Consider the following 25,939-nt stretch of genomic DNA (forward strand, 5'->3'; position numbering starts at 1 on the left):
GCATTTCACGAAGAATGGGATACGCAATCTTCTGGTTTTTCGTTGGGCCCGCGTGCGGGCCGTTTTTGCCTCAATAAGGTAAACAGTACCGTCGGGTCGTTCAGCCACAATGTCCAATTGTGTCCGGACACCGCCCACGTCAAACGTAACTTCCGTACCAAGCAGTTTGTCGCCGCACTGTAAGAGGGCGTCAATCGATGCATCTACACCTCTCTGCCCCTTAGCTACCAGCTCGGCGCCACCGCGTTTCGGGGCAGCACGGGCGAGCCCGGCAAGGCTCGGGTCTTTAGTCTGGGCCAGGTATTCGCCGCCCCCGGTGATCGCCCAGTCCACACCTGCTTCTACCGCCGCACGCACCACAGGGTTGTTGAACGGCCCTGCCCACCGCCGCGCCGGCGCCGAAACCAAGGATGCCCAGGCCCCCGGAGATTCCGGTCTGGACCCAGTTCACTTCCCCCGTAGTGGCTTTCTGGATGACGACGTCGGCACCAAAGCTGATCAGACCGGCGCCGAAGACCTGGCCGCCGGGAACGAACATCACTGCCGCCCCGCCGACGATCGCGGCACCGCCGACAATGTATTCCCAGTTGCCCTTCACCTAGTCCCCCGCAGCAGCCAGCGCACCGCGACTGGAGGCGTCATACGCCTTCAAATCCTCATCGGTCAGCGGACGCAGACCCGTGGGGTCGCTGGCGTTCAGCGGGTTGTTGCCCCCATAGGAGTACGGGTTGCCGTCCCAACCGGCACCCAGGACCGGAGACAGCGGGTCGGTGGAGAGGAAGCCCCGGGCCGCCGGATCATACGCGCGGGCGCCGAGCCATTCCAGGCCGGCAATATCCAGGCCACCGTCACCGGTCAGACCGATACCGGCTGGCAAACCACCGGCCATTCCGCGGATTGCGCCCGGGCCGGGCCCGGCGCTTCCGGACATGGCACCCGGTTCCGGGATCACAGAGGCACCCAGCACCGCCCACGGATCGTCCTGATCCGTGGCCCGGGCAGCACGCCATCCCGGTGCGATCCAGGCATCCCCTACCCCGGTCACCCCGTCGGGCAGGTTCAACACCTGGGCCGCACCGTTCCCGTTATGGCAGGTGCTTTTTCTCGCGTCCAGCGGCGTCCGTCCAATGGGTGGCATTCCCGTCCGGATCAGTCTGGGAGAGCTGGCGTCCCCCACGTTCCCACTACTGCGTGGCTACCGAAGAAAGTACGACCGAGGCGGTACAGCCCGTCTCGCGAACCGCCGCACAGCCTGAATTGTCTCCATGTAATCATTCGTGCGTTCAATGTTCGGTCTCCCATCAGGGTGAGCAAAATATATGTCCGTAACCCGGCCCGATCCAGCGCCTAAGGCCTCAATGATGCCGCGGCACACCTCGTACAGATCCTTCTTTGAAGGATTCGTTTTGAGTTCATCTGCCCATCGTTGAAACCTATTAGCTGCTGTACCCTTCCCATATTCTTCAAGATAGGTCGAGAGCTTCAACAAGAGTCGAATACCCACATCTAGTCGTGGTTCAGTCAATTTCAGCTCCCAATCGTTGATGATTCTGCCCTGTGTGTGCGACTTGGGAATGTGTACCTGCGGCGTGAACTGCGCTTCCCTCAGCCGGGGGTTGTGCACGGTCCTAATCCGGCCCGCAGCGTTTCGGGAATAGGTCGTGGTGGTGCCGGCGGTGTCAGTGAAGGACGTACGGTAACCGTCCGCGTAATAACACCAGGCCATGCCCTCGGCTCCGCGGGTGCGGGAGACCAGCTGGCCCCGCCGGCATGCGAAGCAATTTACCGCTGCAATTGGGAATCGTTATAAACCCTCCCGGTGGGATATTCCACCCACTTTGTTGTCCCTCCTTCCTCGTATAAGGCAGTCGCAATCATCTCGCACTCCTGCCAGTCGCGGCGCGATCCTCCGGGAGGGACACCCAGCGCCGCAGGAAGATCCCTCAACCGAACACGTTTGGGCTCGTTTTCAGGTGACAAGACAAGGTACTCAGGGTCGGCTACAAACCCAAACAGCCTACGTCGCGGTGAAGACACGAGCCGGAAGTATGAGGGATTATTCGGCGGCATAATATGTGCATCTCCTAGAGTTTCAGGTCCCAAGATGCCTGCGGATCCTGACTATAGCCAGGATAACCTGCTACGCGCTCTAGTTCCTCGTCGTAGTAGGGGCTCGGATCCATTGGCGTTATCCCCCGACCCGAGGACCCATCGGCGCTCCAATGTCCACAAGATCCTTGCCCTGCATTATTTGATTATTAATCCACTTCTCATTCGCCCATACGTGCAAGCCGACGTGATGCCGTTCTGACAGGTGCTTTCTGGTGAAGTCATAAATCGGGACCGGCAAACGTTCAGCGGGTTGTTGCCCGCATAGGAGTACGGGTTGCCGTCCCAGCCTGCACCGAGCACCGGGGACAGCGGGTCGGTGGAGAGGAAGCCCCTGGCTCCCGGATCATACGCGCGGGCACCAAACCATTCCAAGCCCGCAACATCCAGGCCACCGTCACCGGTCAGACCGATACCGGCCGGCAACCCACCGGCTGTTCCGGGGGTGGCGCCCAGAGCGGACCCGGTGGAGACGGCGCCCGGTTCCGGAATGACCGAGGCACCCAGCACCGCCCACGGATCGTCCTGGTCCGTGGCCCAGGCAGCACGCCATCCCGGTGCGATCCACGCATCACCGATCCCGGTCACCCCGCCGGGCAGGCTCAACACCTGCTCGTCACCAACGCCAGCCAGCGTGGGAACTGCACTGGCACTGTCCCACCACACCGGGCAGCCGTCCACCGACGCCAGCTCACCGAGGGCATCCACCCACAAGCGGTGCCGGGCAGTCTCGGCCCCGTCCGGGGTACGGTCCACAGTTCCGTGCAGGTACCCGGTCTGCCCCCAGGCGTATTCGGTCCAGGACCCGTCCGGGCGAATCAGCCGGGACCTCCGGCCGAGCCCGTCGTAGACATATTCCGTCCGGGACCCGTCCGGCTCGGTGACGGAGGTCAGTTCACCGGCCACGTCATAGGCATACAGCCGCGACCCGCCGGGGTGTGTTCTAAGGCACCGCCCTAGACACACCTCCGTCAATCTCTCTGCTGATTGTCTTCTGAATGCGCTTGCAAGAATCGAGCCGCTCGTTGGAGCGGTGACATACGACGTCGTCGGGGGCCCGGGACGCTGCTTGTCCGCCGCAGGGACCTAGCCCGACGCAGGACTGCAGGGCGCACCGGACGGCCTAGGCGCCATTCGCAAAGTTAGTCAGTTTGTGAAGGAGGGCTTCGTATTCGGCGTTCAGCCGTTCATCAATTACTCCATCGCTGTAAACGTACCGATCGCTCAGACTGCCGCTGCCGTTTCCGAAACTTCTCGCGACCCAAGACTTAGCCGCGAACACAGCCTCGGGTGACTGATCTTTTCGAAGCTTCCCGGCGACTTCGTCATACCCCTGTGCCAAATCCGATAGGCCCATCACCCGCAGAATGAAGGCGAAGCGGGACATATCTCCAGTTAGCAGACCAGTCTTGTTTTGCATGGTTTACTCGTACCCCCCTTACTCCCATACCTTCTGCCGCCCGTATACCTAGTTGTCAGTCGCTAACGTCCAGTATGTTTACCGCGGCCGCAGGGATGGGACCGGACAGCCAGACTCCGGACTCCGACCGATAGAAGGAAACACCGCGCGAGACGGCCAGACCGGTATCAATGGCAAGAATCACCGGGGAGCTGTCCTTACGCTGCCCGACTTCCCTCGCCTGCTCCGCGGTCTCCGCCAGGTGGACATACCGGCGCCCCATCGGCAGGATCCCGGCAACCCGAATGACCGGGACAGTATCTCGCGCGGTCCCGTGGAAAAGCACCGCGGGCGGCTCAATGGGTTCCTCCGCCGGGCGCACAGGCACGGAATGTCCGTGCACGGCCCGGATTCGTCCATCGCTTATCTGATGGCGCTTTTTTCCAGCAGCCTCAAGCACCCCGTGAAGCATCTCCTCGTCAACGGCTTCCCACTCCGGACCTAACCGATGCAGGGCAGCGAGCACCTGAGGAACCGGCGCCCACCCTTCCGGATCCAGCACCAGTCCATATTCACCCGGGGCATGGCGAAGCGCGTGGGATAACACCCTGCTGATCGCTGACCGGCTCGGAGTACTCGTCAATTGCGTGGTGCCTTTCGGTGTGCCGGGCGGAACTGTTCATTTTCTCCCCTGGGAGCAATCCGGGTACAAGGGCCAATCCCCCTATCAGACCCTTCTGGGGGCCCAGGTCAACTCCAGTCGAACTCGATGAAGTCCCGGGCGGCAGCAAGGAACCATTCCTCCATGGAGGCGTATTCCCGTTCCACCTTGCGCCAAGGCGCGCCATTCTCGTCCGGCCAGACATCCCAGTCATCGATCACTACAACCTTGCTGCCGGTCCAGCACGCCACATCATCGTTATCAGTCCTCCGCGCAAAAGGAATGATCCCCCAGCCTGGGAGTACCTTCTCAATATGTTGAGCCCGCCGCAGCTGCATTTCTCCCCGTAACACCGCCCATGGATCCAGATCGATAATCCCGCACTCAATCATGTGCTCATACAAAGCGGGGAGCGATTCTATCTCTTTCATTGCATTAGTTCCTTCGAAATGTTAGTCCCCGGACCATCCGATGAACGGTGACCCCTGCGGATACGCGTTGCGGAAGGCTGCCCCCTGTTTTCCAATTCTATTTTCAACCGCTTCACCCCAGTTGCTGGCAGGCAAGCCCTTATTTGGCCCACGCGTGGCTGGAAAGCGGTCTCCCGTCGTGGGATCATCAAAAGGGATCTGGCCCTTTTTGGGCCAGATCTCGGCACGATCCGGACGAATCGGACCCTAATTTGACCCAGTGCGATCAACAGCGCTTTCGTGGTCCAACAATGGCCCACGTCCGGCCCACAAATGGACACAGTGCAGGGCGGCCTCTATCGATATCCCGGTTCTGGCCCCGAACCGGACCAGAACCGGGCTGGTTCCGGTCCATTCAGTTATTTTGATGTCCGCCAGAAAGCAAGAAAACGCGGGCTGAAGAACCATCGTTGGGATCCGGGATGTGGCCTCGGCCTAGGTCCCCGCTGAGCTCCACCCGTTAGCAACGAACACACCGGCCTCAGCTCCCGGGGATCGACGGTGTGGTTGTCCAGGGCGCGCGACCGGGATGGCTGACACCGCGGAATCGCGACGACGAAACTATTGGGGGGTGCAAGCATTGTGCAACGGCGTTCCCTCCGGCTTGAAAAACTGGGTCCGAAGACGGGGGGTGGATGAGGTAGCGCTGCTGCGAGGAGTGCGCGGACGATGCTCGTTTGTCCAGCCTTGACCGGATGCTCGTCGCCCTGAGCTTCCCTTCGAAAGGTCACGGCCTCAGCAAACGACGGCCGGCCCATCCAGACGATATAGCTAAATATGCAATATATCCTCATTTATCAATGGATTATCACGGCGAAAGATATGCCCATTTCGCCTACTTACGAAGAACTCGCAAAAGTCGCATCGTTAGTTTATTATTTAGGCATCCGACGTCGGATGCTGATTACCGCGTCAGGATTGCACTCCGGGACTTCCGTAATGAATGATGTGCTGCTGATTCGAGGTGATGCATGGAACGCCATGTGAACATGAACGGTATGGTGCCCTCGTTCTGTGGTCCGAGAAACTTCTATTCCAATAGGGAATGGTGGACGCGGGCCATGTGGGCCTTTGAGGCGATTTCTTCCCCTAGCGACCTCAAGTTTGGATATGGTGCTGCGATGCTGACCGTGCTTGCTCAGAGCGGTGCCGCCAGCAACGAGGAGAAGGCCCTTCTTGACACAGTCTGGAAAACGACCGGCACCCAGATGTGGGACTCGGCGATACGCCGTCTCCTTGCTGACAGCACACTTTCTGCGTCCGGTGACAATTCTCCGCCGGAGCGTCCAGAGCGTATTAGGGAAGGTTCAGGTTCTCTCTACCGAGAGGTCCTCGCTGCTCGCCTGAAAGTCGTCCTGGATCAGGAGCTCGGCCGCCAGACCTCCTCCCTTGTGTGTGAGCTCGCGGGTCTGCAAGTCAACAGCGTTACCTGAATCGCGCGCAGTTTTCCGTTGCGTCCGGGTAAGTGTAAGCCCCATCCACCACACAGCACCTTCCCACGCACTCCACAAAGAATAGGGCGACTGGTGGTGACCCAACTCATGAAACTGCTGGGATTCCGTTATGAGAAGGACTTAGAGGACTATCTGGAAACCCGGCTATGGCTTACCGGGCAGGACCTATTGGTCATCGGAAGACAGGTGAAGATATCCGGAGGCGAGGTTGATTTACTCGCGATCGACTCGACTGGCCTCCTACACATCGTTGAGCTGAAGCGGGACGAAGCCAAACCCTCCGTCATTGGCCAGATTCTCCACTATCGGCACTCTCTCAAGCAGCTGAAAAGAGAGGAGCTCATCCACGTCGTTGGTCACGGTGACCGTATCGACCTGGCGGTGGCTTTCCAACAGCGCTTCGGCCACCCGCTTCCAGAAACCGTGAATGAATCTCCGGCTCTCATGATCATCGGAGAATCCATCCATCCTCAGACCGCTGGCAGCATCCTGGAGCTGCGAGATTGGGGATGCTCGGTCACGGCGTTCAGGTACGAGATCGACAAATTCACCGGGGTCCTCAGTCTTGTCCCGTGCTGTCGCTCCGACCAGGACATGATCGAAGGCACGCACAAAAAGAAAAGTCGTTCTGTGCGACCTGGAAGCACCGTTGCGGGATCGCGTCGACCTGCCTGTCGGGTACCCATTGACGAGAACGTTCGACGCTTTTGGCTAACCAATGCCCAGGACTTCACGCCTTTCGTGACCTTCAGGTTCGTGTATGACCGATACAGCGACTGGGTTCATGCACGGGCCGACGAAGGTGTTCACCTGTACCAGGACGGACTATTTGCCCGTCAACTGTCTGCAATCACAGCCGAACGCGGCGAGTGGACGCGCGTTTACATCGCGCCTCAAGACAATTTGGCTGCCTACGACATGCCTAGGTCCCAGGTGTCTGCCCAGCCATACCGTGCCATGGGCCACACTCGTGTGGCATACCGGCTTAACCCGATCGGCCCGGTTTCAGATCCATAATCAAGCTGACGGCGCATCGGACCTCATTGGTCCTGTTGAGCTGATTGAGTCGATGCCTGTCTGGGACATCCATGTCGGATAGGCCGCGTAAGACCTCGCTTGATCATGCACTTGGCGTGACGTTTGCTTTGTTCCGAGCCAAACGGTGTCCGTCCGCCTAACTGAGACGAGGATGCGGAACAATCTGTTATGCGTCTTCTTCCGCGCCGAGCGGATAGCGGAACAGGTCGAGTGGTCACTGTGTTGCCGGCTCACTGTTCACAATGCTCATACTCGGCCGTGTCGTCTTTCCGTGCAGACGTGAGTGACGCCAGGAGCCGCTGCGCGTTTTGCGGTGAGCTAAGCAGATAGTTTGTTTCCATCCACGAGTCATACTCGTCTTTCGACATCAATACGGCCGACCCCCGCTTAGACACGATCTCGATTTCGATGCGGTCATCGTTTACCCGTTCGATGAGACGAGCCAGATCCCGGCGGGCTTCCGTTGCTGTTATAGCCATTACTGCCTCCTAAACCTAAACCCGCTCCCTGGGAGCCCGCACACACCATCAAGCGCAACCAGTGATTTCACCAACACTAAAATGAGTTGAGCTCTTCAATCGTCAAAAATGTCCGCACTCTTAACCGTTTGCCCCAAACGAACTTCGTCGAAGGCGTCAAGCCAGGGTTCCATGCCTACGTGAGCCTTCATAGCGCGTTCAAGAATAATTGGGGAGATGGTCGTCCGAAAGGGAACTATCGCCTCTTCCACCTCGGTAGCGGGCCGTCTCCGCGTTCCCTTGAAATCCTCGATGACGCAATTTCCAATCTCACTTGCCCCGGTTTTGTATGCGGGGAGGAATTTCCTGCCGTCCACTACACTATTCCCAAGCACCTGCCAGCGTCCTGGGCGGAAGAGGGCATCGAAAGTCAGACCGCCAAATGCTGGACGAGATTGGAGGGCACTCGTAACGTTCAGCTCGATGTCATCTTCCTGTGCGACAAAGTCAAAAATCACCACATAATGTGCCGAAAAATAGGTCGATATAACTTGCCCAACCGCCGCTCGTCCATCGCCTAGGGGAACTTTAAAGACATCTCCGTCTTTCAGCTTTGGAAACTTCATTCGCTGTACCGTGATGGATCTCCTCCGGCCTCTTGGTATCTACTGTCCCGCATTTGATGTCGCTTGTTCGACAGCAAACCGTCCGGATTCCCCTTATTCGTAGGTCCGCCCAGCTTTCGAATCCAGTACTCCTCGAGTCGATCTAGCTCGACTCCTGGCTCTGCACGGTCCAAGACGGGGAATATAAACACTGCATCAGGATACTTCCTGTAGTGTTCCCGCTGTCGCTTGAGGAACCGCTGTTCGCTCTCTGCCTGCCCAACGTAGTCATCTATGCCCCCTAATGTGTCGACTCGTTTATAGACCACACCATCCGGTACCGGCGGAATCTCGCCTAGCCTTGGTTTGGCGGGCGGCATTAGTTCGCCCCGGCCAGCGCCAGTACCAGGACCAGGTATCAATCCCGATCCGGCACCAATTCCCGCAGCACGGGCGAGCCCGGCAAGGCTCGGGTCTTTTGTCTGAGCCAGGTATTCGCCGCCCCCAGTGATCGCACCGTCCACACCCGCTTCAACAGCCGCACGCACCACAGGGTTGTTGAACGCCCTGCCCACCGCCGCCCCGGCGCCGAAACCAAGCATGCCCAGACCGCCGGAAATTCCGGCCTGGACCCAGTTCACGTCCCCCGTGGTGGCTTTCTGGATGACAACGTCGGCACCAAAGCTGATCAGACCGGCGCCGAAGACCTGGCCGCCGGGAACAAACATCAGTGCCGCCCCGCCGATGATCGCAGCACCGCCGACGATGTATTCCCAGTTGCCCTTCACCCAGTCCCCCGCAGCAGCCAGGGCACCGCGGCTCGAGGCGTCGTACGCCTTCAAATCCTCATCGGTCAACGGACGCAGACCCGTCGGGTCACTGGCGTTCAGCGGGTTGTTGCCTGCATAGGAGTACGGGTTGCCGTCCCACCCGGCACCCAGGACCGGAGACAGCGGGTCGGTGGAAAGGAAACCACGGGCCGCCGGGTCATACGCCCGGGCACCGAGCCACTCAAGGCCCGCAATATCCAGGCCGCCGTCACCGGTCAGACCGACGCCGGCAGGCAAACCACCAGCTGTACCGGGGATTGCACCCAGGCCGGGCCCGGCACTACCGGACACGGCGCCCGGTTCCGGAATGACCGAAGCACCCAGCACCGCCCACGGATCGTCCTGGTCCGTGGCCCGGGCAGCACGCCATCCCGGTGCGATCCAGGCTTCCCCGACCCCTGTCACACCGCCGGGCAGGTTCAGCACCTGCTCCTCACCGATACCGGCCAGCATCGGGATCGAGCTCGCACTGTCCCACCACACCGGGCAGCCGTCCACCGACGCCAGCTCGCCGAGGGCATCTACCCACAAGCGGTGCCGGGCGGTTTCGGCGCCGTCCGGGGTGCGGTCCACGGTTCCGTGCAGGTACCCGGTCGCGCCCCAGGCGTATTCGGTCCAGGACCCGTCCGGGCGAATCAGCCGGGACCTCCGGCCAAGCCCGTCGTAGACATACTCGGTCCGAGACCCGTCGGGCTCGGTGACGGAGGTCAGTTCACCGGCAACGTCATAGGCATACAGCCGCGAACCCGCCGCGGTGTATTCGCGGACCAGACGCCCGCCGGCGTCGTACTCCCACTCCGAAACCTCAGACCGCACGGTAGCGGCAGCACCGGACTCACCCAACGGCGTGGTCGCGGCAGCCACGAGCTGTCCCGCTCCGTCGTAGCCGTACCGGGTCACGGCACCGGCACGGGTCAGGCCGGTGATCCGGCCGTCCTCATCCCGGCCGATCAGAGTGATGTCCGCGGAGGCGTCCAGAGCGGAGCCCATCCTGCGGGTATGTTCGGCCAGGTACCCGTTGCGGTATACCCATTCCTGCACCAGGTCCCCGACCGTGACAGCGGTCAGCCGGCCGGAGGCGTCATGCGTGAACTGCGCTTCCCCCAGCCGGGGGTTGTGCACCGCTTTGACCCGTCCGGCGGCGTCGCGGGTGTAGGTTGTCGTGGTGCCGGCAGTGTCAGTGAAGGACGTACGGTTCCCGTCCGCGTCATAAGACCAGGCCATACCCTCGGCTCCGCGGGTACGGGAGGTCAGCTGACCCCGGCGGTTGAAGCCGAGTTCATGCTCGACCGTCAGCCCGTCGTCCCCGGTGTAATCGGTGACCACCACCCGCCGGTTCATCCGGTCGCGGTCCACGGAAGCGAGCAGCTTCCCGTTCCGGGAGGTGCTCTGCTCCCGTCCGGCCGCGTCATAGGTCCAGGTGGTGGTGTTGCCGTCAGGGTCGGTCTGGGACAACTGCCGGCCCGCCGGGTCATATGTGGCGGTGGTGACCCGGCCCAGCGGATCACTGACCGACTCCACCTTGTCCGTCTCGGTATAGGCGCGGGTCGTCACCCCGCCCAGCGGGTCCGTAATCCGAATGAGCCGGCCCCGGACGTCGTACTCGAACCGGGTCCGTCCGCCCCCACCGTTGACGGTTTCGGTCAGTTCCCCGGCCACGTTGTACTTGAAGCGGCGGGTGCCGTACCAGGAGTCCTGCGAGAAGCTCAGCCGGCCGGCCTTGTCATACCCGTACCGGGCATTCCCCCGGCCCGGCGTGACGCGCAGAATGAGCCGGCCGCAGGCGTCGTACTCGAACGTCTCCGTCTCCCCGGTGGGAAGAATCCGGGAGGTAACGCGCTGGTCGGCGTCGTAGACCAGCTCAGTCTCGGCGCCGAGCGGGTCGATGGTCTTCCACGGCCGGCCGCAGACGTCGTACTCATACCGGGTCACCGCCCCGGACGGAGAGGTGACAGAGATGATCTTCCCGGACACGTCCCGTTCCAGGCGGGTCAGTCCGCCCTCGCCGTCGAGCAGTTCCACCGGGTTCCCGGCCGCGTCGTAGGTGACCAGTTCCGCGGAACCATCCGCGGCTTCGGCCCGCACCGGGCGACCGTATTCGTCGAAGCTGTAGGTCGAGGAGGAGAACGCATCCGCGACGGTGGCGGTGCCGGCCCCACGGTCGGTGGCGGCCTCGGAGCGGACGCCGGTGGGATCGACGACGGCGGTCAGGTTGCCGACCTTGTCGTATTCCCGGATCCAGTCGTGCCCGGCCGGGTCGGTGACGCCGGTGAGCCGGGAGAGCGTGTCGTGGGCGAAGCCCCAGCGGGCGCCGTCCGGCAGGATGGCCGCGGTGACGTTGCCCAGTTCATCAAAGACGCGCTCGATGGCCCGGCCCAGGGGGTCGATGGTGCGGACCAGTTCCCCGTTGGCGGCGTATTCCAGTGCGGTCCGGCCGCCATCGCGGGCGACGGAGGCGGTGAGCCGTCCGGCGGCGTCGTACTCGAAGGACCAGACGGCGCCATCCGGGTCTTCGCGCCGGACGAGCAGGCCCGCAGTGTTATAGCTGAAGCGGGTTTCCGCGCCGGACGGGGTGATCGAGGCGACCGGGCGGCCGGCGGCATCGCGCACAATCCGTGCGGTGTCGCCGAGGGCGTTGCGGGTGGCGACCAGGTCACCGAAGTCGTCATAGTCGAACTCGACCGTTACCCCGGCGGGGTCCGTCACGCGGGTCAGGAGCCCTTGGTCCCAGATCAGCTCGGTGCGTCCGCCGAGCGGATCGACAATCACCGAGGGGTCACGGGATAGATCGTCCGCGTACTCATAGGTGACGACGGACCCGGATTCGGTGACCAGGGTGGTGATGCGGTCCTGCTCGTCCCAGCCGTAGGTCAGGTCCGCACCCTCGGGCGTGACGGTGCGGATCTTCCGTCCGCGGTCGTCATAGGCGTGGACGGTGACGGACCCGTCGCGTTCGGTGAAGGAGACCAGATTGCCGTGCCGGTCGTACGCCATGGACTGGCGCTGGTCATGGGAGTCCAGCACCCCGACCAGCCGGCCCTTCGCATCGGCAATCCAGGAGTTCGAGCGGGTCCCGTCCTCGTCCGAAACAGCAGTGACTCTGCCGGGCAGGTACGCGAAACGGGTCCGGCGGCCGTGCTGGGTGACCTGCAGAACCACGCGGCCCTGCTCGTCATAGGTGTTCTCTGCTTCCAGCACACCGGCGGCGGAGTAAACGGCGTCGATCAGCCCGGCGTCGTTCCACCGGTAGGAACGGGTGCCGGTCTCCGTCGTCACTGAGACCAGGCGGCCGGCGTCGTCGTACCCGTACTCGGCCCGGCGCCCGTCCGAGGCCCGGACGACGGCGGCACGGCCGCCCACGTAGTCAATCTCCAGGAACCGGCCCCGCACATGGGACAGGCGGGTCACCAGTCCCGGGCGGCCGTCCTCATCGGTGTCTTCCCGGTGAACGGACACCGTCCGGCCCGGGCCGGACCCGGCACCGAGCCAGAGACCGGCCAAGCTGTAGGCCCACCATGCGCCCTCGTTGTTCCGGACCACCAGCAGTTCCGTAGTGCCGCCGGGACGAGAGGTAAGTTCGGCAAAGCCTGCGTCCGGCTCGCGGGTCAGCCAGTAGTTCTCCCCCACTGCCCGTGACCAGGCCTCCCCCTCTCGGGGGAAGTCCACGGCGCGGCCGTCGGCCATAATCCAGCGGCAGCCCTCATCCGAGAGCACCAGCTCCTGGTCCAGCACCGAAGACCAGCCCGGACCAAACACGCCGTGGGCGTCCTGCGGCGCCAGGGAGTTGTACATCCGGGACAGCACCAGGTTGGACGCGGCTCCGGGGAACCCGAGGTCCGTTTCGGGTTCGACGAAGTTACCGGTGGCCGTGTTCACCGGGTCATTGGCGTACCCGGTGGTCGGAACCGCACCGTAGGCCTGGGGCGGATCGATCTGCAGGCTGTCCCTGGTGACGTCCACGCCGGCGGCGGCCAGCGCAGCTTCCAGGGCCGCATCCGACACCGTCGAGACGTTCCCTTCCCCGCCGGCCGCAGCGAAGGCATCCGCCACGACGGTGGCCCACCGGGCGTCGTTCTCGTTGGCGTCCAGATAGTCCTTATAGGCATTGAGGACGCCCTGAGCGTCTATTCCGCCCCAGTTGCATTGCGCAGCGAAGGAGGAAAGATGCTGGCTCAGGGTTCCCGGCGTGGCGGACAAGTCCGTGTCCAGGCCGCGGGAGCCGACGGCGAAGGAGCGCAGGTTCGACGGCCGGGCCGAGGATGTGCCGCCCCCGTATCCTCCGCTGCCCGGCGGGGGCGTGTCCCGCTGGCCGGTCGCTGCCGTCGCCGCAGGGAAGGTTGGGGCGGATCCGCGGTCCTGGTTGGGCCTCGGTTCCTCACCGCCGAACCAGTCGCCGATTTCCTCCAGCCAGGAGCGGTTGTTGTGCCGCCACACCCACTCGTTGTTTTCCCGGCGCCGGTCATCTTCCTCATGCCCGGCCTCGATCATCTGCCCGGCGTAGCGCGCCACATCCCGCAGCGCGGCAGCAAGGTTCCGGGCGTCATTGGCTGCCACCAAGGCATTGTCCTGGAACTTGGTGGCGAAGTTTCCGTCGAAGTCCTCTTTGCCGGTTGCGACATAGGAGGCACGCGCCCCTGCCTGGCCGTCGAGCCGTGACGCCGCCTGTTCGAACGCTGATTTAAGTTCCTCTGCCACGGAATAGACAAACCGTCCCCGGGAATCTTCCGGCAACAACGGCACTTCAACAAACTTGGTGTCAGACATAGTCAGGGCCCCCCACTGAATGAACCGGAAGAAAAAGCAAAAGTAGAATTCATCAACCCCGGCAGGGTCTGACCCGGAATAAGCACAGGCCAGGCATGGAATCGCCGCCGAAAACCAGAGGCAGGGACTCCGGGTCCTTGCCGGCAGCGTTCAGGGCCGTCGGGAAACGTAAGAACGATAAAACGGCGGGTAACCGGCGGCTCGCGTGAGTCGGCGGCTACCCACCGTTTCCGTCACCTGCAGGTGACGGAAACTAGGCGCCGCCGCCTGCGGAGAAGATGTCCTGGGAGATCTTCTGGAGCTGGGTGCGGAGCTCTTCGAGCTCCTGGCGGGCTTTGTCCAGGGCAGCCTTGGTTTCCGGCCACGTGGATCCGCGGAACTGGGCAGCCAGCGGGCCGTCCCAGGTATTCGGATCAGACAGGATCTTGCCCTGCGCATCCAATGCCGAGATCTGGTCGGTGAAACCGCCGTTAATGATGGACTGCACCTGGTTGATAGCAGACTTCGCCTGCTCGGTGGACAACACGCGTGACATGGAATTCCCCCTCTAATGACATTTACCCGCCGAGCGCTTAATGCCGGCGACCGGTCGTGGGAGAACTTACCAACACAGGCCAATTAAGCCAATGACTTACCCAAAACTACTTGTAAATTCCAGACCCGACACCTGTTTTAGGCCCTAAAAACAAGAGATCAGATTCCCGGGCCTGAGACGCAAGTAATGACCCGTAAGCACAGCAGAGGCGCCCCACCAGCCGGTGAGGCGCCTCTGCTGACTAGGCAGGTTTAGATGGTGGCCGTGTCAATGACGAAGCGGTAGCGCACGTCGGATTTCAGCACGCGCTCGTACGCGGTATTGATGTCCTTGGCCTCGATCAGCTCCACCTCGGGGGCGATGCCGTGCTCGGCGCAGAAGTCCAGCATTTCCTGGGTCTCCCCAATGCTGCCGATGCCTGAGGCAGCGTAGGATCGCCGGTTGCCCATCAGGGCGAAAACGGAGATCGGCAGCGCCTCGGGCGGGGCTCCGACGCTGACCATGGTGCCGTCCAGGCGCAGCAGGGAGAGGTACTGCTGCAGGTCGATCGGTGCACTCACCGTGTTGATGATCAGGTCGAACCTGTTGGCCAGCTTCTCGAAGGTGCTCTCGTCACTGGTGGCGTAGTAGTCCTTCGCACCGAAGCGGAGCCCGTCCTCCTGCTTGCTGAGGGTCTGGGACAGGACGGTTACCTCCGCTCCCATGGCGACGGCGATCTTCACTCCCATGTGGCCCAGTCCGCCCATGCCGACGACGGCGACGCGCTTGCCCGGTCCCGCGTTCCAGTGGGAAAGCGGCGAGTAGGTGGTGATGCCGGCGCAGAGCAGCGGGGCGGCAGCCTCGTAGGAGATGCTCTCCGGGACGCGGAGCACAAAGTCGTCATTGACCACTACGGAGGTGGCGTAGCCGCCCTGGGTGATGGTGCCGTCTACGTCCTTGCTGGCGTAGGTGCCGATGTTGCCGTTGAGGCAGTAGTTCTCCATGCCGGCCTTGCAGTTCGCACACTCGCGGCAGGAGTTGACCATGCAGCCTACACCCACGCGGTCGCCGACCTGGTGCTTGGTGACCTCGGAGCCGATTTCGGCAACGGTCCCGACTATTTCGTGGCCCACCACCTGCGGGTAGGCAATGGGGCCCCATTCGCCGCGGACGGTGTGGATGTCGGAGTGGCAGATGCCTGCATAGGCAATGTCGATGAGCACGTCATGCGGGCCGACTTCGCGGCGTTCAATGGTGGTGGGAACCAGCGGATCCGTGGCGGAAGTGGCGGCGTAAGCGCGTGCGGTGGTCATACTTCTCCAAACTGTGGGGGAATCAGTGCCGTAGGGCACTTAGAGCACAAGGCGGATCCGGCATCGTTTATTTCCCGGGCACCTTCCCGCCACTCCCGCGGGCGACGGCGGACCGGGCCCTGCCATCCCGTACCCGGTAGGCAAGGCCGATGCCGGCGCAGACCAGATACGCGGCCCCGATGCACAGCCAGCCCGCCAGGAACCCGCCGGAGGCTTCCAGCAGCACACCCATCGCGAGCGGCCCCAGCGCGAACCCGGTGTACATGCCCAGCGACACGGCGCCGGAGGCGGCACCCACCCGTTCTTTGGGTACCTCCCGCAGCACCCCGGCCATCACCACCACGTTCACTCCCAGCACTGAGGCCCCGTGGAACACGACGCCGGCCCATAGCCATCCCTGTGCGCCGGTTTGGCCAGCCACCAGCAACAGCACTGCGCCGCAGACGGCGCCTGCGGCCAGAAGCAGCAGCAGGGTGGAGGCAAGGACGCCGGCTGCCATCCGCCGGCCCCAGAGCACCCGCGAGGCCACGCCGACCACGCCGGCAGCGGCTGCGGTGGCGCCGCCCATCAGCAGAGTGAATCCGATCTCCCGCTGGGCGAACAGGGGCAGATAAACATTCGTGGCCTGCATCCCCGCCCCGGAAAACAGAGCGAAGGCGGCCAGCAGCCAGACCGGGGCGCGGAATCTCCGGTTGGTGGGCGCCGGCGGCGTCGTCATTCTGCGCCGTGGTTCGGCGGGCAGCCGGTGCCACGCGTAGGCCAGCAGCAGGCCGAGGACCAGCGCTGCCCCGACGGCGGCGCCTCGCCATCCCGCGATGAGTGCGGCAGCCGGGAAGAACAGGCTGGAGAAGAGCTGGCTGGCCTGCACACCGGACTGCTTGATGCCCATCCAGCCCGGGCGTTTTCCGGGTTCCACGTCATGGCTGATGATCCGGTTGGTGGTGGGGTTGGAGATGGCCTGGGCCGGGCCGGAGAGCAGGACGGCGGCCAGCAGCCACAGGTAATTCCCGGACACCGCCATCAGTCCCAGGGCGAGGGCGGTTCCGCCGAAGATGATCAGCAGCTGGGTGCGGGAACTGATCCGGTCGCTGAGCCGGCCCAGGGACATCGAGGACAGGGCGGCTCCGGCGAAGCAGGTGGCGGCGAGCAGGCCGAACTGCGCTTCGCTGATGCCCAGGTCCGCCATGATGAGGGTGCTGGTGGCGGAGATGCCGTAGTTCATCATTGGTCCGGCACCCATGGCGCACACCAGGACAAACAGCAGGCCGGGGCCGGTGGCAGAACGCAAGCTTTTCCCTTCGGGCAGTGGCGGAAACGGATGGTCCCGCCTAAGCGACCAAAAACCACCGTACCGTTATCGGCAGTAGCCCGGTGTCCCCCTATGTCCGTGGCCCGGCCCGGATAGCATTGAAGGCGCCCGGCCGGCGGCGCCCATACTTCACACTGCAAGGAATCCGATCCCGTTGAATCGAAAATCACTCAAAGAGCACGGATTCACCGGCTTCCGGCCGCTTGGAGACCTGGATACCAACCGGATTCCACAGCGGCAGGGGATCTTCGCCGTGCTGCGCCCTCCGGGGATGGAACCGCGGTTCCTGGCCAAAAGCACGGCCGGGATCTTCAAGAAGAAGAATCCTTCCCTGTCCCAGGCAGACCTCGCCGCCGAGTGGGTGGATGACGCGGACGTCCTGTTTCTTGGCAAGGCCGGGGCGGGCAGCAAGGGCAACCGGGGGCTGCGGCGCCAGATCTCCGAATTTGTGGACTTCGGCCGGGGCAAGCCGCCGGGCCACTGGGACGGCCGGCTGATCTGGCAGCTGGCGGACGCGGAAAGCCTTCTCGTGGCGTGGAAGGAGCTGCCGCCGGAAGAGCTCACCCCTGCCCTGGCGGAGTATCAGGCGGAGTTTATCCGGCAATACGGCCGGCTCCCCTTCGCCAATCTCGTCCAGACCCGCGCGGCCTAGGACCCTGACGGGTTACCGCAGCACTGCCCGGTTTCCCCCTGCGGCAGCGCTGAGGCTCTTGCTGAACAGCACATACTCGCCGTCCTGGCCCGTGGCTTCATAACCCGCAGCCCGGTACAGCAGATGGGCCTGGTTGCCTTGGTACACGCCGATTTCCACCACACGTGCTCCGCTTGAGCCGGCGTCCTGCTCAAACGCCTCAAGGAGGAGCCTGCCGAGGCCTTGGCGGCGAAGGCCGGCGAGGACACTGATCGAGACCAGAGTGGCTTTGTCGCCGTCGAGGCTCCCCATCACATACCCAAGAGGACGACCATCTGCATCAGGGCAGACGAACGTATGGGGAAGGCAATCGATCCACAGTTCCAGGTTCTGGTCGAGAACTGTCAGCCACCCCAGGAGCGCATGCGGCTCGATGGTTTCCATGTATTCGCGCTCCTGGCGCAGGATGAAGGGCAGGTCGCTTACTTCAGCGCGCCGGACGCGTGTTGGCATAGTCATGGAGCGAAGCATGCCACATACGTCGGTGTTCGCCGCGCAAGTCCGGCGCGGCCGAGCCCGCCCTCACGGCCGGTGCGGCCGTGAGGGGAAAGCCGCTAGCGGACCGGGTAGCCGGCGTCGCGGATGGCCTGCTTCACCTGGTGGATCGCGTCATTTCCTACGCCCAGCTGCCACGCCTCCCACGGCGCCTGCTTCGTGCCTCTTGTGGCGTGAGAGATTCCTAGAAATCTCCTCCCTTGTATTCACCCTCAGGCCACTCGAAGCATTCGGAAGCAGAAGTAATCAGGATCGTATTGGGTTCCGTGCCCTCGCCCATGATGTAGATTTCCGCGGTGTCCCGAGACCGCAACTGGACTTCGTAGTCTCCCGCCGGCGCGGGGTCCCGCGTTTTTATCTTGAACCGACTGTCCTGGTACTTCGCTTCTAGCGACCGTACGAGTAGCTCCGGCTCTTCACCCGCGCTCAAAACGACGGTGGCACCCCCGGCCCAATTCACGGAGGAACCGCCGCAATCAAACAAAACACCGGTCGCCATTTGATCGACCTCGGCAACTTTATCCTCGGGGATCGAGTTGATGATTTCCCGTTCCATCGCCTGCGTTCGGGCCTTGGCTTCCGGCCACGTCAGCACCTGCGCCGCGGGGGTTCCCTGTTCCAGTGAACTCGTTCGTGTAGAAGCCTCAGACGAATCCCGTGCACATCCGGTGACGCTTAGCAACAGCACCAATACGGTGGCCGAACTTCGACGACAAATCATTCATAACCTCTTTGTTCACATCGCGAAGCACTTCTATATTGTCCTGGCTGTCATTGGCGACGAGCGAGTCTTGAACTGCATTGCCGCCATGGCCTGGTGCTCAAGACGTGAGCCTAGCGGACGTCGAAACCGGCGTCGCGGATGGCCTGCTTAACCTGGTGGATCGCGTCATCCGGGCCGAAGTGGAACACCGAGGCGGCCAGGACGGCGTCGGCCCCGGCGATCACGGCGGCCGGGAAATGCTCCGGCTTGCCGGCTCCGCCGGAGGCGATGAGCGGCACGTCCACGGCGGCGCGGACCGCTCGAATCATTTCGATGTCGAAGCCCTCGCGGGTGCCGTCGGCGTCGATGGAGTTCAGCAGGATCTCCCCCACACCGCGGTCGGCGGCCTCCTTGGCCCAGGCGACGGCGTCGATCCCGGTGCCCGTGCGCCCGCCGTGGGTGGTGACCTCGAAGCCCGACGGCGTCGCGCCGTCGTGCGTCCGCCGTGCGTCCACGGACAGCACCAGCACCTGCGAGCCGAAGTGCCGGGTGATCTCATCAATCACGTCCGGCCGGGCGACCGCGGCGGTGTTGATGGACGCCTTGTCCGCGCCAAAGCGCAGCAGCTTATCCACGTCCGCAATGGAGCGCACTCCCCCGCCGACGGTCAGCGGAATGAAGACCTCTTCGGCGGTGCGGGCAACGACGTCGAAGGTGGTGTCCCGGTTACCCGAGGACGCAGTGACGTCGAGGAAGGTCAGCTCGTCAGCCCCGGCCTTGTCATACCGGTGCGCGAGTTCCACCGGGTCCCCGGCGTCGCGCAGGCCTTCGAAGTTGATGCCCTTGACCACGCGGCCTGCGTCGACGTCCAGGCAGGGGATGACGCGGATGGCAACACTCATGGTGCGTCTCCCCTAGATCCGGCAGGCGTGGATGGTGCTGACGAGGATGGCGCGGGCGCCGATGTCGTACAGCTCGTCCATGATCCGGTTGGTGTCCGTGCGCTTGACCATGGAGCGGACGGCCACCCAGTCGGTGTCGCGCAGCGGGGAAACGGTGGGCGATTCCAGGCCGGGGGTGCGTGCGGCGGCTTCCTCCAACAGGTCGCGGCGCACGTCGTAATCCATCATCACGTACTGGCGGGCCACCAGGACGCCGCGCAGGCGGCGGATCAGCACGTCCAGGCCGGCCGGGTGTTCCGCGTTCCTGCGTCCAATCAGCACGGCTTCGGACTTCAGGATCGGCTCGCCGAAGATTTCCATGCCGGCGGCGCGCAGGGTGGTGCCGGTTTCGACGACGTCGGCGATCGCGTCCGCGACGCCGAGGCGTACGGAGGATTCCACGGCGCCGTCGAGCCGCACCACGGAGGCGCTGATGCCGCGTTCGGCCAGGTAGGCGCGCAGCAGGCCGTCGTAGCTGGTGGCCACGCGCTTGCCTTCGAGCTGCTCGATGGAGGTGAAGTCCCCCACCGGGCCGGCGAAGCGGAACGTGGAGGCACCAAAGCCGAGGCTCATCAGTTCCTCCGCGTCCACCTGCGCGTCCAGGAACAGGTCGCGGCCGGTGAGGCCGACGTCGAGCGTGCCGGCACCGACGTACACGGCAATATCGCGGGGGCGGAGGAAGAAGAACTCAACCTCGTTATCGGGGTCCACCATGACCAGTTCGCGGGAATCGCGGCGCTGGCGGTAGCCCGCCTCGTTGAGCATGGCGGAGGCGGATTCGGACAGGGCACCCTTGTTGGGTACGGCTACACGGAGCATGGGAAGCATCTTTCGCTGGAAGTTCGTTTTACTGAGAAGGTTCGACCGGCGGGCCACACACTGACGCAAGGTCAGCGCGCGGCTAGAGATGCTTGTAAACGTCCTGCAGGGTCAGGCCTTTGGCGAGCATCAGGACCTGGAGGTGGTACAGCAGCTGGGAGATTTCTTCGGCGCATTCGGCATCAGATTCGTATTCGGCGGCCATCCACACTTCGGCGGCCTCCTCAACAACCTTCTTACCGATGCCATGCACGCCCGACTCGAATTCGGTCACGGTGCGTGACCCGGCGGGGCGGTCCTGAACTTTCTGGCTCAGCTCGGCAAAGAGGTCTTCGAAGGTTTTCACATGCTCAAGGGTACGCTGTGGCGCGGTGTGTGACGGAATCGGGGGTGTGGGGCGTGACGTTTGGACACCGTCTCGACCCGCGATGCCGTCTCCGTGCGCAAAACCACCGGGATCGGACGACGCGCCGTTCTTAGAACGAGTTTCCCTCCCCCATTCCGTCCCCCTGTATGGCACCGCCACAATGGCCGTGTCGCTGGAGAAAAAGACGCAGGAGAAACAAGGAGACCATAATGGCCAAGTATTTGCTGCTTAAGCACTACCGCGGGGGTCCGCGGCCGTTGGATGACACCCCGATGGACCAGTGGACTCCGGACGAGGTCAGCGCCCACATCCAGTTCATGCAGGACTTCGCCGACGGGCTTCGGGCCAGCGGCGAGTACATCGACGCGCAGGCTCTCGCTCCCGAGGGCACCTTCGTGCGTTACGACGGCGAGGGCAGGCCTCCGGTCACCGACGGGCCGTTCGCGGAAACCAAGGACCTGATCGCCGGCTGGATGGTGATCGACGTGGACGACTATGACCGCGCCGTCGAACTCGCCGGGGAACTCTCCGCGGCACCGGCCGCCGGAGGAAAACCGCTGCGCGAATGGATCGAGCTTCGCCCGTTCCTGTCTTCGCCGATGACCATCACGGAATAACCCTTCCCGTGGACGAGAGCCAGGTCAGGGGTTAACACCGCAGGTGATCACCTCCCGGCCGCCTATGTGGTGGGCGAGGCAACCATGGCCCAGCGGATCAGAGACGCCGCAGGCGGCCCGGTTCAATGCCACGGGCAGGGAGCATCGCCGTCAATGAACACCATGGGTGAGCGCCGCATAAGTTTTCCCGACACCACGTCGATATAATGACCCGAGGACAAATCCCTTGTCCGCAGAACGTCGTGAAGGATCAAAAATGTACGTAGTGGTCAACACCCTGGAAGTCGGGCCGGAAACGGCCGAAGCCTTTGAGAAGGCCTTCATCGACAGCATGGCCAATCTGGAAGGCGTCCCCGGCCTGGGCCGCAGCACCCTCATGCGTCCGGAGGGAAAGAGCAACACGTACCTCTCCACAATGGAGTTCGACTCCAAGGAAGATTTCTTTGCGTGGTTGAAGTCGGATTCCTTCAAGGCTTCGCACTCCGATGACCAGGCACCCGGCATGCAGGCACCCAACACGGTTGCCTCCTACACGGTCATCAAGGACACCGCCGCCTAGCAAAACGCACCAAGCGACCACCCTGAAGCGACCGCCGAATACCCGCCGGTCCGAGAGACGAAACCCCGGAAGAACCCTCATGAGCAAGCATGCAGCAACACCCGAACGTCCCGAACCGACGCCCGTCCCCCATCCGGACCGGACCCTCACCGTGTGGGAGGACGGTGTCGAGCTGACCTTCACGTTCGCTGACTGCATGAAGTACCACGGACCGGGTTTCCCCGGCGGTGTGGCGCATGCCTTCGCCGCGCTCGGCCGGGCGCTGCCGGTGCTGGCGGCAAGTAGCGCCGGCGGCCGGGTTGAGCGCCGCGATATCACCGTGCGTACCCCGTTCGGCGGCCCCGGAGCCCGGGATACCTTCGAGCTGGTCACACGGGCAGTCACCGAAAACCGCTACAACGTGCTTCCCGAACTGGCGCGCACCGAGCGCGGCAACACGCTGGCCCGCTACGTCTTTGAGCTCAGCACCGGGGATGCCACGGTGACCTGCGTGCTCCGGGATGACGGCATTGTCGCGGACGAGTTCATCGAACTGACGGGCAAACCGGATAAGACGGCCGCCGAGCTGGCCCATCTGGAGGTCCTGAAGCTCCAGATGCGCGATCGCATTCTCGAGCGCGAACCGGCCGCCGTCTACGACGTCGAGTAGTCCCGGCAGCAGCACGCGGAACTCTCCCCGGCAGGCCAGCGCACCGACGTCGGGGTTGAGGACGACGGCGACGCCGGGCCGGGCGGCCGCCCGCCGCTGGCACATCAGCGCCGCACACGTAGTGCGCACGTAGCCGGTACTTATGTCTGCCGCCGCCGGAAGCTGTCTACTGGAAGCCGATACCGCCGCCAGGTGACGGTATCCGTCCAGGAGAAGGCCTCAACATGCCGCATGTGATCCATCCCGTCCAGTCCGGAGACCCGCGGGCGCCCCGGCACCCTCGGCGCACCGAACGGATGACCCGTTGAAGATAGCGCTGATCACTGAAGGCACGTATCCCCTAGCAACCGGCGGCGTCAGCACCTGGTGTGACCAGCTGGTAACCGGCATGCCGGAGCACGAGTTTCACCTGGTGGCACTGACCGGCGGGGACGCCGGCCGGCCGGTGTGGAAACTGCCTACCAATGTACGGTCAGTCAGCCTGGTCCCGGTATGGGGGCCTGCCGTGTCACCGCTGCGGCACGGCAACCGGCGCCGGTACGCGCTCGAAGCCGTCCAATATGAACTCACCCGTCTCTGGGACGCCGCGCTGGGGTCCGATACGGCGGACCCGGTGGGGAGGACCGAAAACGCCCTCCGGCATCTGGTGGACATCAGCAACAGGGTAGGACTGGCCCGTGCCCTGGCCACCCGCGGATCGGTGGAGCCCATTCTCACCGCCTGGACGCGGCATCTGGTCAGCACCGGCGAAGAGCCCATGTCCGTCGCGGACGCGGTGATGACCGCCAGTATTGTGGACCGCGCGCTGGCCCTCGTAGACCGCCGGCTGTCCGGAATGGACGTCATCCACGCCTCCAGCAACGGACCGTCGTCACTGATCGCCCTGTCCCAGTCCTGGCGGCACGGCACCCCCATACTGCTCACTGAACACGGGGTATATCTGCGTGAGCGGTACCTGGCGCTCTACGGCGCCGATTTCTCCTGGCCGGTACGGCGGGCAGTGACGGCGTTCCTGCGCCGCCTGTGCCAGGTGGCGGTCACCAGCGCGCACATGGTGCTGCCGGTGAACCGGTTCAACGCACGCTGGGAGCGGCGCCTCGGGGCCCGCCCGGAACGTATCCACACCATCACCAACGGCGTGGACCCGGCGAAGTTCGAGCCCGTCACCACGGAGCCCGAACTGCCCACCATCAGCTTTGTGGGACGGATAGATCCGCTAAAGGACCTGGGGACCCTCATCTCCGCCTTTGCCTTGGTGCGCCAGCGGATACCCAACGCGCAGCTGCGCATCTTTGGCCCCACCCCGGCCGAGAACGTGGGCTACCGTGCCGGTCTGATACGCCAGACGGAAACGCTCGGGATTACCGACGCCGTGCATTGGGAAGGCCCGACTAAGGGCAGCCGCCCCGCCATCGCCGCCGGCCACGTGGTGGCACTGTCCAGTGTTTCCGAGGGGCTGCCGTTCACCCTGATCGAGGCCATGATGTGCGGGCGTGCCACGGTTAATACAGACGTCGGCGGTGTGGCCGAATGCCTCGATGACGAGCACACGGCGGGCATGCTCGTGGACGCCAGGGATGCTGCGGCATTCGCAGACGCCTGCATCACGCTGCTGACGGACCCCAAACTGCGGGCCGCCATGGGAGCGTCCGCACGACGTCGTGCCCTCGCCGAGTTCACGCTGGAACGTTGCCTCGCCCGTTACCGCAAGGCCTATGCCGCCGCCAGGGACCGGGTCCTCTTTGAACATCCCGGTCCGCTGCCCGCCACCGCGCCGTTCAGCGTGGACAAAGCCGCGTTGAGACTCTCGGTATGAGCGCCGACAGCGTTACCCTGCCCGCCTCCGGCAACCCCCTGCCGAATTTTGACGAAAACGGCATTTCCTATGACGCCGTGGATACGTTTGAAATTACGGCACGACTGGAGGCATCCGGGCTCAGCGACCGCCTGGTCCGTCAGCGCCACGGTGCTGCCGACGTTTTCGCCTATGCGCAGACGATGGTGCAGGTCCGCGGCGCCACCCGGGTTCCCCACGGTCCCCGGGGCTGGCTCGGCAAGGGCGCCCTGATGGAAGCCGCGCGGCGGGCCATCATCCTGATCCTCGGTGCTGTCCTTGGCGGCCTCACCGCCACCATGCTGGCGGCCAACACGCGCGAAATCCTGATAGCCGGTATCGGCGCCTGGGTGATCGGCCAGTCAGTGTCCGGAATTGTCTGGGCCTACGCGGGCGCGGGACAGCTCAAACGCGGCATTGCCCGCGGAACCGCCGCCACGCTGCTGGTGACCTCGGTCCTGGCCTGTTATCTGGTGGTTTCCCTCCTGCTGCCCGGCCACGACGGCTCCGCGGCCGCACTGCTCATGGCCTGGTGCTGGTACTCCTGCATTGTGTCCATGCTCGTGATTCTTGGCCGGTCCCGTTTCCTACTGGCCGTCCTGGCCGTCGGGACGGGCGTCGTCACCCTGCAGATCCTGCTCGGTTACCGTGGGGCTCCCCTTATCGTGGCGACCGTGGCCGTAGCAGTGATCGTGTCCGTGACCGCGCTCTTCATCGCCCAGCAGCGCACCATTAAGGAACGGCGGGTGCTGAACAGCGGTGACTGGAAAGCCGCCATCCCGCCGGCAGCCCAGGCCGGCTTCCTGGCCGCCGCGCTATCGATGGCCCTGACCCGGCTGCCGGCCTGGGAGGGCACGGCGCTGGTCGCAGCCACCGTGGTCGCCGCTGCGGCAACAGACCCGGCGCTTGTCCTGATGCGCCAACGCCTCCAGTGGTCCTCCCAGCGCACTCCCCTGCTGCGGCATGCCGCCCGGAACGCCTGGCTGCTGACCATGGCCATATCCGCTGCGATCGTGGTGATTTCCGCCGTGGTATCCGCTCTGGTTGTCCTTTTCCTGGTGGAGGAAAACCGGGTGGCCACCACAATCATTGTTGCCGCCACCTTCAGCTCCCTGGCCACCACCTCCACTACCCTCAACGCTTTCGGCCTGCCGCGCGGTGCAGTGGGCTTTGCCGCGGCGGCATCACTCTCGGCAGCGGTTTGGATTGTGGTGGGCAACCTTGCCGGGCTTCTGGTGGCCCTGGGATTCCTGGCCATCGGCCTCACCGTCCTGCTCACACGCGTCGCCGATCCGCGGACGTACGCATGAGGGTGTCACGGCCGTGAGGAGGTCCGGGCA

At 63.8% G+C, this 25,939-nt stretch carries 25 protein-coding genes; 8 read left to right on the forward strand and 17 right to left on the reverse strand.

What is annotated here, in order from left to right; translation table 11 throughout:
- Window positions 1-286 precede the first annotated feature (286 nt).
- From QWJ37_RS09705 to QWJ37_RS09730, 6 genes are all read right to left on the reverse strand, one after another.
- Window positions 287-598, reverse strand: coding sequence for a hypothetical protein (locus QWJ37_RS09705; protein WP_227927921.1), 312 nt, complete (start codon window positions 596-598; stop codon window positions 287-289).
- Window positions 599-1,138 carry an RHS repeat-associated core domain-containing protein gene (locus QWJ37_RS09710; RefSeq protein ID WP_290245160.1) on the reverse strand — a complete coding sequence of 180 codons (540 nt, stop codon included), beginning with the start codon at window positions 1,136-1,138 and terminating at the stop codon, window positions 599-601.
- A gap of 1,109 nt (window positions 1,139-2,247) precedes the next feature.
- Window positions 2,248-3,075 (reverse strand): RHS repeat-associated core domain-containing protein, encoded by an 828-nt coding sequence (locus QWJ37_RS09715; RefSeq protein WP_356881935.1) that lies wholly within the window; start codon window positions 3,073-3,075, stop codon window positions 2,248-2,250.
- A 157-nt stretch (window positions 3,076-3,232) separates the two neighbouring features.
- Window positions 3,233-3,496, reverse strand: coding sequence for a hypothetical protein (locus QWJ37_RS09720; protein WP_290245162.1), 264 nt, complete (start codon window positions 3,494-3,496; stop codon window positions 3,233-3,235).
- Window positions 3,497-3,584: 88 nt separating this feature from the next.
- On the reverse strand, window positions 3,585-4,151 hold the full coding sequence (locus QWJ37_RS09725; RefSeq protein ID WP_290245163.1) for an RNA 2'-phosphotransferase: 567 nt from the start codon (window positions 4,149-4,151) through the stop codon (window positions 3,585-3,587).
- A gap of 107 nt (window positions 4,152-4,258) precedes the next feature.
- Window positions 4,259-4,600: a hypothetical protein gene (locus QWJ37_RS09730; protein ID WP_227927925.1), complete on the reverse strand. Its 342-nt coding sequence runs from the start codon at window positions 4,598-4,600 to the stop codon at window positions 4,259-4,261.
- 1,010 nt (window positions 4,601-5,610) lie between these two features.
- On the opposite strand from QWJ37_RS09730, the gene QWJ37_RS09735 reads away from it, so the two are divergent.
- Both QWJ37_RS09735 and QWJ37_RS09740 read left to right on the forward strand, forming a co-directional pair.
- Window positions 5,611-6,072 (forward strand): hypothetical protein, encoded by a 462-nt coding sequence (locus tag QWJ37_RS09735; protein WP_227902094.1) that lies wholly within the window; start codon window positions 5,611-5,613, stop codon window positions 6,070-6,072.
- Between the two features lie 96 nt (window positions 6,073-6,168).
- Window positions 6,169-7,110, forward strand: coding sequence for an endonuclease NucS domain-containing protein (locus QWJ37_RS09740; RefSeq protein ID WP_227927926.1), 942 nt, complete (start codon window positions 6,169-6,171; stop codon window positions 7,108-7,110).
- Window positions 7,111-7,361: 251 nt separating this feature from the next.
- On the opposite strand, the gene QWJ37_RS09745 is transcribed toward QWJ37_RS09740, so the two are convergent.
- The 6 genes from QWJ37_RS09745 to QWJ37_RS09770 all read right to left on the reverse strand — a co-directional run bounded on the left by QWJ37_RS09745 (window position 7,362) and on the right by QWJ37_RS09770 (window position 16,903).
- Entirely contained in the window at window positions 7,362-7,610 is a 249-nt protein-coding gene (locus QWJ37_RS09745; RefSeq protein WP_227902096.1) for a type II toxin-antitoxin system prevent-host-death family antitoxin, read from the reverse strand.
- A gap of 95 nt (window positions 7,611-7,705) precedes the next feature.
- On the reverse strand, window positions 7,706-8,215 hold the full coding sequence (locus tag QWJ37_RS09750; protein ID WP_227902097.1) for an Imm26 family immunity protein: 510 nt from the start codon (window positions 8,213-8,215) through the stop codon (window positions 7,706-7,708).
- Window positions 8,212-13,788, reverse strand: coding sequence for a DUF6531 domain-containing protein (locus tag QWJ37_RS09755; protein WP_290245164.1), 5,577 nt, complete (start codon window positions 13,786-13,788; stop codon window positions 8,212-8,214). Before QWJ37_RS09755 ends, QWJ37_RS09750 begins: the two co-directional genes overlap by 4 nt.
- A 253-nt stretch (window positions 13,789-14,041) precedes the next feature.
- Window positions 14,042-14,323 (reverse strand): pyrophosphorylase, encoded by a 282-nt coding sequence (locus QWJ37_RS09760; RefSeq protein ID WP_227902099.1) that lies wholly within the window; start codon window positions 14,321-14,323, stop codon window positions 14,042-14,044.
- 251 nt (window positions 14,324-14,574) lie between these two features.
- Complete coding sequence (locus tag QWJ37_RS09765) at window positions 14,575-15,615, reverse strand: NAD(P)-dependent alcohol dehydrogenase (protein ID WP_290245165.1); 1,041 nt, start codon at window positions 15,613-15,615, stop codon at window positions 14,575-14,577.
- 67 nt (window positions 15,616-15,682) lie between these two features.
- Window positions 15,683-16,903: an MFS transporter gene (locus QWJ37_RS09770; protein WP_290245166.1), complete on the reverse strand. Its 1,221-nt coding sequence runs from the start codon at window positions 16,901-16,903 to the stop codon at window positions 15,683-15,685.
- A gap of 169 nt (window positions 16,904-17,072) precedes the next feature.
- Between QWJ37_RS09770 and QWJ37_RS09775 the strand changes: the two genes are divergently transcribed.
- On the forward strand, window positions 17,073-17,576 hold the full coding sequence (locus QWJ37_RS09775; RefSeq protein ID WP_290245296.1) for a hypothetical protein: 504 nt from the start codon (window positions 17,073-17,075) through the stop codon (window positions 17,574-17,576).
- A 12-nt stretch (window positions 17,577-17,588) separates the two neighbouring features.
- Here QWJ37_RS09775 and QWJ37_RS09780 read toward each other — a convergent pair whose 3' ends face one another.
- The 5 genes from QWJ37_RS09780 to QWJ37_RS09800 all read right to left on the reverse strand — a co-directional run bounded on the left by QWJ37_RS09780 (window position 17,589) and on the right by QWJ37_RS09800 (window position 20,919).
- Window positions 17,589-18,074: a GNAT family N-acetyltransferase gene (locus tag QWJ37_RS09780; protein WP_290245167.1), complete on the reverse strand. Its 486-nt coding sequence runs from the start codon at window positions 18,072-18,074 to the stop codon at window positions 17,589-17,591.
- Window positions 18,075-18,294: 220 nt separating this feature from the next.
- Window positions 18,295-18,831 carry a hypothetical protein gene (locus QWJ37_RS09785; protein WP_290245168.1) on the reverse strand — a complete coding sequence of 179 codons (537 nt, stop codon included), beginning with the start codon at window positions 18,829-18,831 and terminating at the stop codon, window positions 18,295-18,297.
- Between the two features lie 113 nt (window positions 18,832-18,944).
- Window positions 18,945-19,715, reverse strand: a complete 771-nt coding sequence (gene hisF, locus QWJ37_RS09790; protein ID WP_227902104.1) for an imidazole glycerol phosphate synthase subunit HisF — start codon at window positions 19,713-19,715, stop codon at window positions 18,945-18,947.
- 12 nt (window positions 19,716-19,727) lie between these two features.
- On the reverse strand, window positions 19,728-20,573 hold the full coding sequence (gene hisG / locus QWJ37_RS09795; RefSeq protein WP_227902105.1) for an ATP phosphoribosyltransferase: 846 nt from the start codon (window positions 20,571-20,573) through the stop codon (window positions 19,728-19,730).
- An 82-nt stretch (window positions 20,574-20,655) separates the two neighbouring features.
- On the reverse strand, window positions 20,656-20,919 hold the full coding sequence (locus tag QWJ37_RS09800; RefSeq protein ID WP_227902106.1) for a phosphoribosyl-ATP diphosphatase: 264 nt from the start codon (window positions 20,917-20,919) through the stop codon (window positions 20,656-20,658).
- Between the two features lie 230 nt (window positions 20,920-21,149).
- Here QWJ37_RS09800 and QWJ37_RS09805 point away from each other — a divergent pair, with 230 nt between their 5' ends.
- From QWJ37_RS09805 to QWJ37_RS09825, 5 genes are all read left to right on the forward strand, one after another.
- Window positions 21,150-21,557, forward strand: a complete 408-nt coding sequence (locus QWJ37_RS09805; protein ID WP_290245169.1) for a YciI family protein — start codon at window positions 21,150-21,152, stop codon at window positions 21,555-21,557.
- A 226-nt stretch (window positions 21,558-21,783) separates the two neighbouring features.
- On the forward strand, window positions 21,784-22,116 hold the full coding sequence (locus tag QWJ37_RS09810) for an antibiotic biosynthesis monooxygenase family protein (RefSeq protein ID WP_290245170.1): 333 nt from the start codon (window positions 21,784-21,786) through the stop codon (window positions 22,114-22,116).
- Window positions 22,117-22,195: 79 nt separating this feature from the next.
- Entirely contained in the window at window positions 22,196-22,765 is a 570-nt protein-coding gene (locus QWJ37_RS09815; protein WP_290245171.1) for a hypothetical protein, read from the forward strand.
- 304 nt (window positions 22,766-23,069) lie between these two features.
- Window positions 23,070-24,581: a GT4 family glycosyltransferase PelF gene (pelF, locus tag QWJ37_RS09820; RefSeq protein ID WP_290245172.1), complete on the forward strand. Its 1,512-nt coding sequence runs from the start codon at window positions 23,070-23,072 to the stop codon at window positions 24,579-24,581.
- A complete protein-coding gene (locus QWJ37_RS09825; RefSeq protein WP_227927935.1) occupies window positions 24,578-25,909 on the forward strand; it encodes a hypothetical protein in 1,332 nt (443 codons plus the stop codon). The genes pelF and QWJ37_RS09825 overlap by 4 nt, the downstream gene beginning before the upstream one ends.
- Window positions 25,910-25,939: the final 30 nt, after the last annotated feature.

This window comes from Arthrobacter sp. YD2 (assembly GCF_030410475.1).
Lineage (GTDB): Bacteria > Actinomycetota > Actinomycetes > Actinomycetales > Micrococcaceae > Arthrobacter_B > Arthrobacter_B zhangbolii.